Annotated in this window: 15 protein-coding genes and 1 riboswitch; of the genes, 8 read left to right on the forward strand and 7 right to left on the reverse strand. The window is 66.4% G+C overall.

Annotated elements, in window-relative coordinates:
• Window positions 1-23: 23 nt before the first annotated feature.
• The gene (locus FV218_RS08125; RefSeq protein WP_147709351.1) at window positions 24-920 is read left to right on the forward strand and encodes an outer membrane lipoprotein carrier protein LolA; all 897 of its coding nucleotides are present in this window, start codon (window positions 24-26) and stop codon (window positions 918-920) included.
• An 85-nt stretch (window positions 921-1,005) separates the two neighbouring features.
• Here FV218_RS08125 and FV218_RS23425 read toward each other — a convergent pair whose 3' ends face one another.
• The 3 genes from FV218_RS23425 to FV218_RS08140 form a co-directional block, all read right to left on the reverse strand.
• The gene (locus FV218_RS23425) at window positions 1,006-1,764 is read right to left on the reverse strand and encodes a CatB-related O-acetyltransferase (protein ID WP_281407808.1); all 759 of its coding nucleotides are present in this window, start codon (window positions 1,762-1,764) and stop codon (window positions 1,006-1,008) included.
• A 518-nt stretch (window positions 1,765-2,282) separates the two neighbouring features.
• Window positions 2,283-3,263 carry a glycosyltransferase family 2 protein gene (locus FV218_RS08135; RefSeq protein ID WP_147709352.1) on the reverse strand — a complete coding sequence of 327 codons (981 nt, stop codon included), beginning with the start codon at window positions 3,261-3,263 and terminating at the stop codon, window positions 2,283-2,285.
• A 39-nt stretch (window positions 3,264-3,302) separates the two neighbouring features.
• Window positions 3,303-4,076 (reverse strand): lysophospholipid acyltransferase family protein, encoded by a 774-nt coding sequence (locus tag FV218_RS08140; protein ID WP_187273000.1) that lies wholly within the window; start codon window positions 4,074-4,076, stop codon window positions 3,303-3,305.
• Window positions 4,077-4,243: 167 nt separating this feature from the next.
• Here FV218_RS08140 and FV218_RS08145 point away from each other — a divergent pair, with 167 nt between their 5' ends.
• Window positions 4,244-5,053 carry an exodeoxyribonuclease III gene (locus tag FV218_RS08145; protein WP_147709354.1) on the forward strand — a complete coding sequence of 270 codons (810 nt, stop codon included), beginning with the start codon at window positions 4,244-4,246 and terminating at the stop codon, window positions 5,051-5,053.
• A gap of 266 nt (window positions 5,054-5,319) precedes the next feature.
• Here the strand turns inward: FV218_RS08145 and FV218_RS08150 are convergent, their stop codons facing one another.
• The gene (locus FV218_RS08150; protein ID WP_147709355.1) at window positions 5,320-6,768 is read right to left on the reverse strand and encodes an amino acid permease; all 1,449 of its coding nucleotides are present in this window, start codon (window positions 6,766-6,768) and stop codon (window positions 5,320-5,322) included.
• A gap of 106 nt (window positions 6,769-6,874) precedes the next feature.
• Window positions 6,875-6,986: riboswitch (SAM-I-IV-variant riboswitch) on the forward strand.
• Between the two features lie 52 nt (window positions 6,987-7,038).
• Between FV218_RS08150 and FV218_RS08155 the strand changes: the two genes are divergently transcribed.
• Window positions 7,039-8,088 carry a low specificity L-threonine aldolase gene (locus FV218_RS08155; protein WP_210246114.1) on the forward strand — a complete coding sequence of 350 codons (1,050 nt, stop codon included), beginning with the start codon at window positions 7,039-7,041 and terminating at the stop codon, window positions 8,086-8,088.
• A gap of 82 nt (window positions 8,089-8,170) precedes the next feature.
• Here the strand turns inward: FV218_RS08155 and FV218_RS08160 are convergent, their stop codons facing one another.
• Window positions 8,171-8,371, reverse strand: coding sequence for a hypothetical protein (locus FV218_RS08160; protein ID WP_056095319.1), 201 nt, complete (start codon window positions 8,369-8,371; stop codon window positions 8,171-8,173).
• 442 nt (window positions 8,372-8,813) lie between these two features.
• On the opposite strand from FV218_RS08160, the gene rpsO reads away from it, so the two are divergent.
• The 3 genes from rpsO (at window position 8,814) to FV218_RS08175 (ending at window position 11,934) form a co-directional block, all read left to right on the forward strand.
• Complete coding sequence (gene rpsO / locus FV218_RS08165) at window positions 8,814-9,083, forward strand: 30S ribosomal protein S15 (protein WP_147709356.1); 270 nt, start codon at window positions 8,814-8,816, stop codon at window positions 9,081-9,083.
• A gap of 217 nt (window positions 9,084-9,300) precedes the next feature.
• Window positions 9,301-11,472: a polyribonucleotide nucleotidyltransferase gene (pnp, locus tag FV218_RS08170; protein ID WP_056095327.1), complete on the forward strand. Its 2,172-nt coding sequence runs from the start codon at window positions 9,301-9,303 to the stop codon at window positions 11,470-11,472.
• Between the two features lie 240 nt (window positions 11,473-11,712).
• Window positions 11,713-11,934, forward strand: a complete 222-nt coding sequence (locus tag FV218_RS08175) for a DUF2892 domain-containing protein (RefSeq protein WP_056095330.1) — start codon at window positions 11,713-11,715, stop codon at window positions 11,932-11,934.
• Between the two features lie 59 nt (window positions 11,935-11,993).
• On the opposite strand, the gene FV218_RS08180 is transcribed toward FV218_RS08175, so the two are convergent.
• Window positions 11,994-12,260, reverse strand: a complete 267-nt coding sequence (locus FV218_RS08180) for a GlsB/YeaQ/YmgE family stress response membrane protein (RefSeq protein ID WP_056095331.1) — start codon at window positions 12,258-12,260, stop codon at window positions 11,994-11,996.
• Window positions 12,261-12,485: 225 nt separating this feature from the next.
• On the opposite strand from FV218_RS08180, the gene FV218_RS08185 reads away from it, so the two are divergent.
• A complete protein-coding gene (locus FV218_RS08185; RefSeq protein WP_147709357.1) occupies window positions 12,486-12,845 on the forward strand; it encodes a RidA family protein in 360 nt (119 codons plus the stop codon).
• Between the two features lie 59 nt (window positions 12,846-12,904).
• Entirely contained in the window at window positions 12,905-13,981 is a 1,077-nt protein-coding gene (locus FV218_RS08190) for a polyamine ABC transporter substrate-binding protein (RefSeq protein ID WP_244475075.1), read from the forward strand.
• A 7-nt stretch (window positions 13,982-13,988) separates the two neighbouring features.
• Here FV218_RS08190 and FV218_RS08195 read toward each other — a convergent pair whose 3' ends face one another.
• Window positions 13,989-14,189 carry a hypothetical protein gene (locus FV218_RS08195; RefSeq protein WP_056095338.1) on the reverse strand — a complete coding sequence of 67 codons (201 nt, stop codon included), beginning with the start codon at window positions 14,187-14,189 and terminating at the stop codon, window positions 13,989-13,991.
• Window positions 14,190-14,207 lie beyond the last annotated feature (18 nt).

The following is a 14,207-nucleotide window of genomic DNA, read 5'->3' on the forward strand; positions in this document are numbered from 1 at the left end:
ACCGCCCTTCAGGAGACCGTCAGATGATCGGCCGCCGTCACCGCCTCGCCGCCGGCCCGCTCCTCGTCCTGGCGGCCGTCCTCATCGCCCCGGAGCCCGTCGCGGCCCAGGGCTCGTTCCTCGACGGCCTGTTCGGCCGGAAGGAGGAGCCGGCCCCGGCGCCCGTCGAGCCGGCGGCTCCGCCGGCGCCCGTTGCGCCGAAGAAGCCGGCACCGCAGGCGGCCAAGCCGGCCAAGGACCCGAAGGACGCCAAGGCGGTCGCCGGCGACAAGATCGTGACCCCCAAGCTTCCGGCGAAGGCCGCGGAGCCCGCCGCCAAGGTGGCGGCCGTGGGCGCGCCCCTGGGCCAGGAGGCCGATGCGGCCGGCGTGCTGGCGCAGGCCAACGCCTACTTCAACGGCATCACCACGCTCACCGGCTCCTTCATCCAGATCGGCGCCGACGGGCGGCGCATCGGCGGCAAGCTGACCCTGGCCAAACCCGGCCGCCTGCGCTTCGACTACGACCAGCCCTCCCCCCTGGAGGTGGTGGCCGACGGCACGTCGGTCGCGGTCAAGGATCGCAGGCTCGGCACGCAGGACCTGTACTTCATCTCGCAGACGCCCCTGAAATTCCTCCTGCGGGAGAAGATCGACCTCGCCCGCGACCTCACGGTCTCGGACGTGTCGAACGATCCGGGCGGCGTGCGCATCTCCATGGAGGACCGCTCGACCCTCGGCGGCACCTCGAAGATCCAGCTGTTCTTCGACGCTGAGGTGAAGACCCTGAGCCAGTGGCGGATCACCGACCCGCAGGGCTACCAGACCACGGTGCAGCTCTCGAACCTGCAGAAGGGCCGCAGCGTCGAGGGCACGGCGTTCTTCATCAATTACGGCCGGTCCGAGGACAAGGCCATGGAGAAGCAGATCCGGGCGCAGTGAGCCCGTCTTCGCTCGTCACATAGTTGCGCTTTAGACGCTATTTGGAAGATGTTTGACCTCCGGGACTCATTTTTCAAGGGTCATTCTAGGCTGGTAGATCCCGGACGCATCTGTATCCAGGGTTGTATGGTTCTTTCTCGCGGGTTATATCGGTGAGTTGCTCAATAACTTTGTCGATGTACGGATAATCGAGATCCTTCAAGTCCCACGCCGCAAAGCGCCACCATTGAAGATCTAATAGCCGCCCGATTTGCTGAGCAGTGAAGCGGAAGCTGAGGATCTGAGCTGGATTGCCGCCGACGATTGCGTAGGGCGGTACGTTCTTCGTCACCACCGAGTGGCCGGCGACAACAGCCCCATCCCCGATGATCACACCCTGCGCGATGAAGGCACCGTGCCCGATCCAGACGTCGTTTCCAATTACCGTTTTCTTCAGGAAGTTCGGGATCGTACGGCCATTCCTTTCGGCAGGGTGCTCAGGATGAGACGACTGGTAGGTCGCAAATTCGGACGCACCGGGAAAGCCTCCCCCGACATGGAACATTCTGTCTGTTCCGCAGTAGAAAAACGGGCTGGTGCTCATCCAAGACGATGGATGCGCGCCTCGCCCACACTGCACGCTTTCTCCCATCGAGCAGTACCGCCCGATATCGGTATAAGAATAGAATCCGCTGACGCCATAGCTGAAACTACCAATGCTGCACGAATGGTGCATATCCATACTTTTGATGCCGCAGGGAGGCTCGAAGCACAGTCCGTCGGTAATGTGAGAATGATTCTCCGGTAAATGGCATTCGACCCCCGCATCGAACAAGCTTTGTTTCAAAGTACTTGTGAGAAGCATTCGTTCGAATCCTGGGCTGTGTCCACGAGGTGGGATCATTAAGCGCCATTCAGGTGCCCCCACAATCGTCGGTTCTGTTTCGATGGGCGTTGTGTGACCATTGGATTCAATGGCGTCTTCCCTGAACGGAAACTTACATCCTCGTTGCGCCTAGACCCCTGCTTGCAAAAATGCATATAAATAGTGCGTAAATTGGCTTCTAGCTTGGGTGTGCTCTCTGTTTTATTCAAGGGCTCAAATCAAGGCGATCAGCAGTGAGATGCACCTACCAAGTTCTCTGGAATATCATCTCGAAAAGAGTTATTCATTCATCGGTTTAATAGGTCCTCTAAACATAAATTTTATCAAATACTTGGATCGCCCGTTATTGGGTCTCTCAATACGGTTCGATTTGGTCGGATCGTCATCAATACATCCAGTGTCATTCGACCGCCGCTCTGGCCATGCTGGCGGAAGTCCACCATGTTGTTTCCAGGCCGCTGCCCCCGCGACGCCTGTGCCGCAAGTCACATTTTGTGTCATATGATTTTTGTATGCTGGCGATTGCTATGGTCGACGAATTGTTTGGCTTCCGGGATCGTATCGATAAGATTCGCGTGTCGGTCTGCAAGTGCCTCGAGGTACCCGGAAAGGCTTCGGACGGCGAGCATAGCGGCATCGATATCAGGAGTGTATCGGAGCGGTCCCCCTTTATATTCAATTGGATCAATTACAAGATTGTCACTCTCACCTTTGTATTTTAGAAACCATTCATTTCTCAAAAGATCTCCGGGCCTATCTCGTAATATTTCAAATGGGGCCTGATAATGTATCGATATTCCTTGTAGTCGCGTCTCGCGATCTGCTGCTTTTGCTTTGGCCCATCCGCGCATAAATTTCACCACAGTCTGTGGGGCATTCCGTTCACTGTAATGGGCCAGAAATACTTTTGGTATTATAGGTGAATTATCGGGTCTCGTTCGATCCAATAATATGTCATGGCCGCCGTTATCTATTACAACTTCATGTCCTGCAAGATTTCCGCGTACTATAACCTTATAAAAATCGGGTTCCGGGAATCTCTTGACCATTCGGCGGGGAACAATCTTTTCGTCTTGGTTGTCCGCGCGTGTGTATTGATAATGATGCCAAGGAATCTTCACGGCAGCCACATCATCGCTCACTTCCAAAAGCGTTCTGATAAGGCCGCCAGGCAGATTTCTGTCATCAATAAATTCGTCGCCGTCGAGGCATGCTACCCAGTCTGCCTGATGCTCCTCGATTGCTTTTTGATACATAAATGTCATGAACGACTGTTCGCTAAAAGAAACCGCTTTGTTCTGATAGACGGTCAGTTCAAATCCTTCATTTTTTAATGATCTTAGGATATCTATTGTTCCATCCGTACTTCCATTATCCAGTATAATGTGATGTTGTGTATAAGTAGAAGTATGACGAATGAAAGATTCTATGATATCAGCTTCGTCCAATATGCGTGAGATTGCGACAATATTTGCCATTTTATCCTCTTGAATGCAGGTCGTCGTGGCTAGTGCGGGTTACGGACGCTTAGCTGCATTCGCGGCGCCTTTCGATTCTTCGGAAGGTCTCGATGACGGTCCTGTCCTCCGCCACCGATCCAACTCCGCATCGATGGCCCCTTGCGTCCCCGCCATGAACGCCGCCCCCGAAAGCCCCGCCGGCAGGAGCGGGAGGTAGCGCACCGTCACGGCGCCGGGATGGTGGCGTGAGCCGCCGTGGGGCCAGTACAGGCCGGAATTCACCGCCACGGGCAGCACCGGCAGGCCGAGCTTGGCGTAAAGCAGCTCGACGCCGCGCTTGAACTGCACCGGATCGGCGATGCCGCCGCGGGTGCCCTCCGGGAACATCAGCACGGAGCGGCCGTCCGCGATGGCCGCGCGGCTCTCGTCGATCATCACGCGCAGGGCCTGGGTGCCGTTGGCCCGGTCGATGATGATCATCGGCGAGCGCCGCAGGAACCAGCCGACGATGGGGATCGCCACGAGTTCGCGCTTGGCCACGATGGCGACGTTGGGCACCAGGGTGAGGAAGGCCAGGGTCTCCCAGGCGGACTGGTGATTGGCGACGATGAGGCAGGGGCCGGCCGGGACGTTCGCCCGCCCCTCCTCGACGTAGGTCAGGCGGACGATGCGCGCCAGGCCGAACAGGATGCCGCGCGACCACAGGCGGGTCGCCGCGCGGATCGGCTTCGCGGGCGCGCCCAGCGCCGCCAGCACCACGAGGGGCACGACGAAGAGCGCGGTCCAGCCGGCCCAGTACAGGTTGAACAGCGTGGAGCGGATGCGCGACACGGTAACGACAGCCCTCGATCGCGCGCCCTTCCGGACCCCGTCGGGGATCGCGGACGGGCGCGGCATTTCCACGGCGACGGCCGGGGCGGTTTCGGTCTATGGCGAAGCCGCCGCGCCGACGCGCGCACGTTCCTTTAAACGTTTTCCAGCCTCACGCGAGCCGATCGTTGCGCCTCACCGTCACCACCTGGAACATCAACTCGGTGCGCCTGCGCATCGATCTCGTCCTGCGCTTCCTCGCCGAGGCCCGGCCGGACGTCCTGTGCCTGCAGGAGACGAAGTGTCCCGACGACGCGTTTCCCCTCAAAGCCCTGCGCGGGTCGGGCTACGAGCACGTCGTCTTCGCCGGGCAGAAGGGCTACAACGGCGTCGCGATCCTGTCCCGGTTCCCGCTCATCACCCGCGACGTCATGGCCTTCTGCGAGCGGGCGGATGCGCGCCACATCTCGGCGGTGCTGGGGCCGGAGGCGGGTGCCGCCGCCGGCATCGTCCTGCACGATTTCTACGTGCCGGCCGGCGGCGACGTGCCCGACCGGGCCCTCAACCCGAAATTCGGCCACAAGCTCGACTTCCTCGCCGAACTGCGGGCCTGGGGCGGGCGCCGCCCGTCCGGTCCGGCGATCCTCGTCGGCGACCTCAACGTCGCGCCCCTGGAGCACGATGTCTGGTCGCACAGGCAGCTCCTCGACGTGGTGAGCCACACCCCCGTGGAGACGGAAGGCCTCGAGACCCTGCGGGGCGAGGCCGGCTGGATCGACACCGCCCGCCTCCTCGTGCCGGAGCCGGAGAAGATCTACACGTGGTGGAGCTACCGCTCGCCCGACTGGGCGGCGGCGAACAAGGGCCGGCGCCTCGACCACGCCTGGGTCTCGCCCGATCTCGCCGGCACCGTGCGCGACGTCACCGTGGCCCGGCACGCGCGGGGGTGGGAGCGCCCGTCCGATCATGCGCCTGTAACCCTGACGCTCGAGCTTTAGGAAACGGCGCGCGGAACACGGGCCGCCTCGCCCGCATTGGCTCTCCGAAATGCCGCGCCCGCGGCCCGCGGCCGAACCGGAGTTCCCATGCGCAAGCTCATCGTCGCCTTCCTCCTGCCCAAGCTCGTGTCCTACCTGCGCCGCCGCTATTCCGGCGGGCCGAACCGCCGCTCGATCTGAGCCATCGGTCAGCGTTTCCGGCGTCGACCGACGCCGGACGGATCACGGAACGAACGGGCCCTGCGGGGCCCGTTTTGCTGTTCGGGTCACGCCGCGCCGGCCCGAACCCGCCGCGCCCGCCTGCGCCCATAGGCGAAGTAAAGCACCAGCCCGAGGCCGAGCCACGCCGCGAGGCGCAGCCAGGTGTCGCCCGGCAGACCCAGCATCAGGGCGAGGCAGGTGAGGATGCCGAGGATCGGCACCACGGGCACCCAAGGCGCCCGGAACGGGCGGGGCCGCTCCGGGTCGGTCCGGCGCAGGATGAGGACGGCGGCGCAGATCACCCCGAACGCGAACAGGGTGCCGATGCTCACGAGTTCGCCGAGGATTCGGATGGGCACCAGGACGGCGATCAGGGCCGTGCCCGCGCCGATGACGGCCTGGCTCGCCGCCGGCACCCGCGTCCCCGGATGCACGCGGGCGAAGACCGGCGGCAGCAGGCCGTCGCGGGCCATGGCGTAGAACACCCGGGCCTGCCCGTAGAGGGCGGTGAGCGCCGCCGTGGTCAGGCCGAGGATCGCCCCGACCTTGATCGCCACGGACAACACCCCGTACCCGATGACGTCCATGGCTTTCGCGATGGGGTCGGCGACGTCGAGCTCCCGGTAGGGTACCAAACCCGTGAGGATGGTCGCCACCGCCACGTACAGCACCGTGGTGACGGCGAGGGACCCGAGGAGCCCGATGGGCGCGTCGCGCTGCGGATGGCGGGTCTCGGCCGCCGCCGTCGAGACGGTCTCGAAGCCGAGGAAGGCGAAGAACACCACGCCCGCCCCGCGCAGGATGCCGCTCCAGCCGAATTCCCCGAACGTGCCCGTGTTCTCGGGGATGAGGGGCGACCACAGGGTCGGATCGACATGGGCGGCGCCGAGGCCGACGAAGGCCAGGATGATCGCGAGCTTGATCGCCACTAGGGCGGCGTTGACCCGGGCCGAGGCGCGGTTGCCCCGCATGAGCAGCCCCGTGAGCCCGAGCACGATGGCGGCGGCCGGCAGGTCGAACCACGCCGTTCCACCCCCCGGCAGGCTTGTGCCCGGCGCCGCCGTCAGCACCGCCGGCAGGTGCAGGCCGAGATCGGCCAGGAGGCTGCGGACGTAGCCCGACCACCCCACCGCCACGGTCGCCGCCGCCACGGCGAATTCGAGGACGAGGTCCCAACCGATGATCCAGGCGCAGAGCTCGCCGAGGGTCGCGTAGGCATACGTGTAGGTGCTGCCCGGGGCCGGCACCAGGGCGGCGAGTTCGGCGTAGCACAGGGCGACGAGGGCGCAGGCGAGGCCGCCGAGCACGAACGACAGGGGCAGTCCCGGGCCGGCATGGTTGGCCGCCGCCGTACCGGTGATGACGAAGATGCCGGCCCCGATGGTGGCGCCGACGCCCATGGCAACGAGGTCGACGGCCGAGAGGCTGCGCCCGAGGCGCGGCCCCGCCCCGTCCTCGGCCTCCGCCAGGATGGCGGTGAGGGGTTTTCGCAGTGTGAGGCTGTCGCCGGCCATGGTGTCGGGTTCCGCTGACGGTGGTTCCGCGACGCGCGATTCGTGCCAGCCTGCCCGCACCAAACCACCCGTGCGTTGTCGTCCGGGCGCCCATCTGCTAAAACCGGAGCCGCATCAAGAGTCGGGCCGACGCCTGACGCCAACCTGCTCCCGGGCAAGGTGGCGCCCTTCCGCTTCCGGGAGGGGATGTGGCCGGACCGGCAACAAACGGGTTTCGCCACACGTCGTCGTCCCGCCCCGCATGCGGACCCGTGACGACAGGCGACCCCCGTGATCCCTCCTGAACCCCAGCAATTCGCGAGCGACAACTACGCCGGCATCTGCCCCGAAGCCTGGGCGGCGACGCAGGCCGCCAATGCGGGCTCGATGCCGGCCTATGGCGAGGATCCGTGGACGGCGCGGGCGGCGGACGCGTTCCGGACCCTGTTCGACAAAACCGACGCCCAGGTGTTCTTCGCCTTCAACGGCACCGCCGCCAACGCCCTGGCGCTGGCCTCCCTGTGCCAGTCCTACCACAGCGTCATCTGCGCGGCCTCGGCCCACGTCGAGACCGACGAGTGCGGCGCGCCGGAATTCTTCTCCAACGGCTCGAAGCTCCTCGTCGCCCCCACCGAGAACGGCAAGCTGACCCCAGCGGCCGTGCGGGCCCTCGCCACCGGCCGCTCGGACATCCACTTCCCGAAGGTTCGGGCGGTGACGATCACGCAGCCGACGGAAACGGGACAGGTCTACGCCCTGGACGAGATCCGCGCCCTCTCGGCCACCTGCCGGGACCTCGGCCTGCGCCTCCACATGGACGGGGCACGCTTCGCCAATGCCTGCGCCAGCCTCGGCTGTTCGCCCGCCGACATGACTTGGCGGGCGGGCGTCGATCTCCTGTGCTTCGGCGGCACCAAGAACGGCATGGCCGCCGGCGAGGCGATCCTGTTCTTCGATCCCGCCCTGGCGGAGGATTTCGGCTACCGCTGCAAGCAGGCGGGACAGCTCGCCTCGAAGATGCGCTTCCTGTCGGCGCCCTGGGTCGGGATGCTGGAGGGCGGCGCCTGGCTCGCCAACGCCCGGCACGCCAATGCCTGCGCCGGGCGACTCGCCGCCGCCGTGGCGGGCTTGCCCGACTGGTCGGCCATGTTCCCCGTCGAGGCCAACGCGGTCTTCCTGCAGGCCCCCGCGGACCAGCTGGACGGGCTGCGCGCGAAGAGCTGGCGCTTCTACACCTTCATCGGCGGCGGCGCCCGGTTCATGTTCGCCTGGGATTCCGACCCGGTCCGGGTCGATGCCCTGGCGGAGGACATCCGGAGCCTGAGCCGCCGCGCGGCCTGAAGGTTTCGACCCCGAGGGCTGCAACGAAGAAGGGCCAGCCTCGCGGCTGGCCCTTCTCTCATTCCGCCTTCGAGACGGTGGCCTACTCGGCCGCGCTCATCTCGGGGGTGAAGTGACCGCACCAGTCGGCGGCGCCCACCACCGGCCACAGACCGTGGCCCTGGGGCTCGGGCTGGCTCACCGGCGGGTTGAACCGGCACAGGCCCTCGTCGGCGGCGGCCGCCGCGCCGTTGACCTTGTGCTCGTCGAAGAACTTGCAGCTCTCACACTTGGCATGCGCCATGATCGTCGCTCCTGATCGAGAATCGGCAGCGTCGCTGCCCGCAGTTGAGAATTAGAACAGATCCAATCTGGCAGTCAACAGGGTTGTGGGCGTGCGGTTCCGTACCGGGCCGCCATCACCTGGTCGCCCTCGGGTTTTCGGGGCCTCCGGGGCCGTCTTCGGGTGCGGGGCGGGTGGACCGGTCCGGGCCCCGGAAGGGGCGTTCCACGAGGCGGGCCGGGTGCCCGAGCGCCCGGGCTCTCGGCCGCCGGCGGGGGTGGCATGGTCCGCGCTTTCGTGTATGGTCCGCGCGCTTCGACCCGTGTGAACGGGGCCGGGGCACAAGCTGCTTGTGGACTGACCGTGCTGGACGACATCCCGGCACCGGCCTCCCGCGAGTGTTCGCGAGTTCTCGCTCCGCCGGGGCTCGCACGATCCGAAAACCCCACCGAAAGGGATAGCGATGTCGATCTCGGCAGAGCGCAAGAACGCGCTCATCAAGGAATACGCGACGGGCGGCAAGGACACCGGGTCCCCCGAGGTCCAGGTGGCGATCCTCACCGAGCGGATCACCAACCTCACCGGCCACTTCAAGACCCACGGCAAGGACAACCATTCCCGCCGCGGCCTCCTGAAGATGGTCTCGCAGCGCCGCTCGCTGCTCGACTACGTCAAGGGCAAGGACGAGGCCCGCTACCGCGGCCTCATCGAGCGCCTCGGCATCCGCCGCTAACACCGGCCTCTGACGCGGTTCCGGGCCCGGCCCGGGGCCGCGTTTCCACAGATCGGGCTGCCGGAATGGGTCCGGCCTCCCGAAACCCGGGCGACTTGGAGGCGTGCCGGTCGGGGACAGGATCGCGAGGGGCTTTTTCGAGCAGCGAAGAAGCCCCTCGCCGTCTTGCCCCTGGCGGCGCCGGGTTCGCCCGACCGCATGATGGCAAGGAAACGATATGTTCGACGTACAACGTGAAGAGCTGATGTGGGGCGACCGCAAGCTCGTCCTGGAGACGGGCAAGGTCGCCCGCCAGGCCGACGGCGCCGTGATGGCGACGTATGGCGAGACCTCGGTGCTCGCCACCGTCGTCTCGGGCAAGGAGCCCAAGGTCGGGATCGACTTCCTGCCGCTCACCGTGAACTACCAGGAGCGCGCCTACGCCGCCGGCCGCATCCCCGGCGGCTACTTCAAGCGCGAGGGCCGTCCGTCCGAGAAGGAGACCCTGGTCTCCCGCCTCATCGACCGCCCGATCCGCCCCCTCTTCGTCGACGGCTGGCGCAACGACACCCAGGTGGTGGTCACCGTCCTGACCCACGACCTCGAGAACGATCCCGACATCCTCGCCATGGTGGCGGCCTCCGCCGCGCTCACCCTCTCCGGCGTGCCGTTCATGGGCCCCATCGGCGCCGCCCGCGTCGGCTACGTCAACGGCCAGTACACCCTGAACCCCCTGGTCGCCGACCTCGAAGCCTCGACCCTCGACCTCGTCGTCGCCGGCACCACCGACGCCGTGCTGATGGTCGAGTCGGAGGCCAAGGAGCTCGACGAGGAGGTCATGCTCGGCGCCGTCATGTTCGGCCACAAGCATTTCCAGCCGGTCATCGAGGCCATCGTGCGCCTCGCCGAGAAGGCCGCCAAGGAGCCCCGCAACTTCTCCGCGCCCGAGAACGGCGACGTGGAAGCCGCCGTGCTCGGCGTCTGCGAGGCCGAGCTGCGCGAGGCCTACAAGAACACCATCAAGCAGGAGCGCTACGCCGCCGTCGACGCCGTGAAGGCGAAGGTGATCGCGGCCCTCTGCCCCGCCGAGGGCGAGCAGAAGTTCGCGCCTGAGAAGGTCAAGGCCGCGTTCAAGGAAGCGCAGTCGAAGGTCGTGCGCTGGAACATCCTCGACACGGGCTCGCGCATCGACGGACGCGACGTCCGCACCGTGCGCCCCATCGAGTCCCAGGTCGGCGTGCTGCCGCGCGCCCATGGCTCCTCGCTGTTCACCCGCGGCGAGACCCAGGCCCTCGTGGTCGCCACCCTGGGCACCGGCGAGGACGAGCAGTTCATCGACGCCCTGGAAGGCACCTACAAGGAGACCTTCCTGCTGCACTACAACTTCCCTCCCTACTCGGTGGGCGAGACTGGCCGAATGGGCTCCCCGGGCCGTCGCGAGATCGGCCACGGCAAGCTCGCCTGGCGCGCCATCCACCCGATCCTGCCCCCGGCCCACGAGTTCCCGTACACGATCCGCGTCGTGTCCGAGATCACCGAGTCCAACGGCTCGTCCTCCATGGCCTCCGTCTGCGGCGCCTCCCTGTCGCTGATGGATGCGGGCGTGCCCCTGCGCCGTCCCGTGGCCGGCATCGCCATGGGCCTCATCCTCGAGGGTGAGCGCTACGCCGTGCTGTCCGACATCCTCGGCGACGAGGATCACCTGGGCGACATGGACTTCAAGGTGGCGGGCACGGAAGCCGGCATCACCTCCCTGCAGATGGACATCAAGATCGCCGGCATCACCGAGGAGATCATGAAGGTCGCCCTGCATCAGGCGCAGGAAGGCCGCGTCCACATCCTCGGCGAGATGTCCAAGGCGCTGACCGACGCCCGTCCCGAGCTCGGCGAGTACGCGCCGCGCATCGAGACCATGCAGATCCCCACCGACAAGATCCGGGAAGTGATCGGCACCGGCGGCAAGGTGATCCGCGAGATCGTCGAGAAGACCGGCGCCAAGATCAACATCGACGACACCGGCACGGTGAAGATCGCGTCCGCCGACGGCAAGGCCATCAAGGCGGCCTACAACTGGATCCGCTCCATCGTGGCGGAAGCCGAAGTCGGCATGATCTACGACGGCACCGTCGTGAAGTGCATGGAGTTCGGCGCCTTCGTGAACTTCTTCGGCGCCAAGGACGGCCTCGTCCACATCTCGGAGCTCGCCGCCCAGCGCGTCGCCAAGGTGACGGACGTCGTCAAGGACGGCCAGAAGGTGAAGGTCAAGTTCCTCGGCGCCGACGATCGCGGCAAGATCCGCCTGTCCATGAAGGTCGTCGACCAGGAGACCGGCGAGGACCTGACCGAGAAGCTCAAGGCCGAGCGCAACGCCGAGCAGGACCGCGCCCGCGGCCCGCGCCAGGACGCCTGAAGCCCACCTCAGGACGCCTGGGGCGCCTTGGCCTCAAGTTCCGACCAAGAGCACGAAGCGCGGCCCCTCGGGGCCGCGCTTTTTTGTGAGCGGAATCGGAACGGCAGGTGCGGCCGCGCTCTCCCTGCGCCCGGCGCGGTGCCGTCCCGCCACCCCGGCGCCCGTTTCGCGGAACGCCAGCCCTCACGCGGCGTTCGCCTCGCGACGCAGTATGAGCACGTCACAGGAGCACGTTCCAGAATGTCCGATCCGATGATCCCGAGCCTCTTCGAGGGCGAGACCAACCTGACCACCACCGAGCGGGCGGTGTCCGTGGTGCTCGGCCTCGGCATCGCCGCCGCCGCCGCCCAGCCGCGCCCGAACAAGTTCCTGAGTCTCGCCGCCCTCGTCATCGGCGCCGGCCTCGCCATCCGGGGCGCCACGGGCCATTGCCCGATCAAGCAGGTGAGCCACACGGCCTGAACGAAAAAAGGGGCGCCTGGCGGGCGCCCCTTCTCCGTTCCGGCCCTGGAGGGTTCGGATCAGAAGGTGTTGGTGGTGCGGCGGCCGGCGACGAAGCCGTAGATGGCGAGCACCACGATGGCGCCGACCACGGCGCCGATGAAGCCCGCGCCCTGGTTCGGACCGTACCAGCCGAGCGCCTGGCCGAGGAAAGTGGCGACGAAGGCGCCGACGATGCCGAGGATGGTCGTCATGATGAAGCCCGCGGGCTCCTTGTCGCCCGGCATGATGAACTTGGCGATGACACCGGCGACGAAGCCGATGATGATGGTCCAGATGATACCCATGGATTGGTCCTCGCTGCGCGGCGGTCCTGACGCGGTGGTTCAGGCTTGGCCGTTTTGTGATCATGAAACGCCGCACCGCAGCACTGGTTGCGCCGGGAGTGGCAAGATTGTCGCAACGGCGCAACACGGGGCGCATCGCCCCCTTTACGGTCGCCCCCGCGACGCGGCACAACCCTCGCCCATGGCCCGCGATAGGGACGGGCCGCGAGAGGCATCGCGTTCAGCATGACGATCCAGCGCTTCGAATCCGGTCCGCGCATGAGCCAGGCGGTGACCTACGGCGACATGGTCTACCTCGCCGGCCAGACGGCCAACACCACCGTCGGCGCCGGCGTCACGGCGCAGACCCAGGAGATCCTCGACACCATCGACCGCCTCCTGGCCCTCGCCGGCAGCGACAAGAGCCGCATCCTTCAGGCGACGATCTATCTCTCCGACATCGCCACCTTCGCGGAGATGAACGCGGCGTGGGAGCCGTGGGTCTCGCCCGACAACAAGCCCGCCCGCGCCACGGTGGAAGCGCGCCTCGCCGGCCCCGAGTATCTCGTCGAGATCGTCGTCGTCGCCGTCAAGGCCGCCGCGTGATCCGCGCGCGCGCGCGCCGCAGCCGCGTCGCCGGGGCGGGCCTTCTGGCCGGAGCGCTCGTGGCCCTGGCGCTGGGCTGGGGCGGCCCCGCGCGCGCGCAGACCACGCCGGAGCGCGTGATCAATATCTACAACTGGTCGGACTACATCGACCCCCGGATGCTCGACGCCTTCACCCGGGAGACGGGCATCCGGGTCGTGTACGACACCTACGACAACAACGAGATCCTGGAGACCAAGCTGCTCGCGGGTCGCTCGGGCTACGACCTCGTGGTGCCGTCGGGCCCGTTCCTGCAGCGGCTGATCCGGGCGCAGGTGTTCCAGCCCCTCGACAAGGCGAAGATCCCGAACCTCGTCCATGCCTGGCCCGAGGTCGCCGGGCGCCTCGCCACCTACGATCCCGGCAACGCCTACGCCGTCGACTACATGTGGGGCACCACCGGCATCGGGGTGAATCTCGGCCTCGTGCGCGAGCGCCTCGGCGCGGCCCAGCCCCTCAACACCTGGAGCCTCGTCCTCAACGGCGGCCTGCTGAACAAGCTCAAGGATTGCGGGGTCATGCTCCTCGATTCGCCCGAGGACCTGATCCCGAGCCTGCTGCCGGCCTACGGCCTCAAGCCCGACACCAAGCGCTGGGACGACATCACCCAGGTCACCGACGCCCTGTTCAAGGTGCGGGGCGCCGTGCGCAAGTTCCACTCGTCGGAATACATCGGCGGCCTCGCCAACGGCGACCTGTGCCTCGCGGTCGGCTATTCCGGCGACGTGATGCAGGCGAAGAAGCGCGCCGAGGAGGCGAAGAACGACGTCGACATCGCCTATTACGTGCCCCGCGAGGGGGCGCTCATGTGGTTCGACGCCTTCGCGATTCCGAAGGACGCCCCCCACCCGGCCGAGGCCCACGCCTTCATCGACTACATGATGCGGCCCGAGGTGGCGGCGGCCAACACCAACTTCGTCTCCTATGCCAGCGGCAACGCGGCGGCGAAGAAGTTCGTCAAGGCGGAGATCCTAGGCAATCCCGGCATCTACCCCGACGACGCCACCCTGCAGCGCCTGTTCGTCAACACCGCCTGGGACGACCGCACCCAGCGCTTCGTCACCCGGGCGTGGACGCGGGTGCGCACGGGGCGCTGAGCCGCCGTCACGCCACGGCGGGCGGCTCGTCGGCCTCGGGGCCGGACGGCGAGTTCAGGATGTCCTCCAGCTCGTCCACCAGCCGGTCGATCTGGTCCGAAGTCGCCAGGACCTTGAGGGTCTGGCCGTCCTGGGTGGCGAAGGCGAGTTCGATGTCCTCGCCCGAACGGGCGGCGAGGATGCGGGCGAGGCGGTAGGTGGCGCTCATGGGCGGGCTCCGTGGGAC

The sequence above is a fragment of the Methylobacterium sp. WL69 genome (assembly GCF_008039485.1).
Lineage (GTDB): Bacteria > Pseudomonadota > Alphaproteobacteria > Rhizobiales > Beijerinckiaceae > Methylobacterium.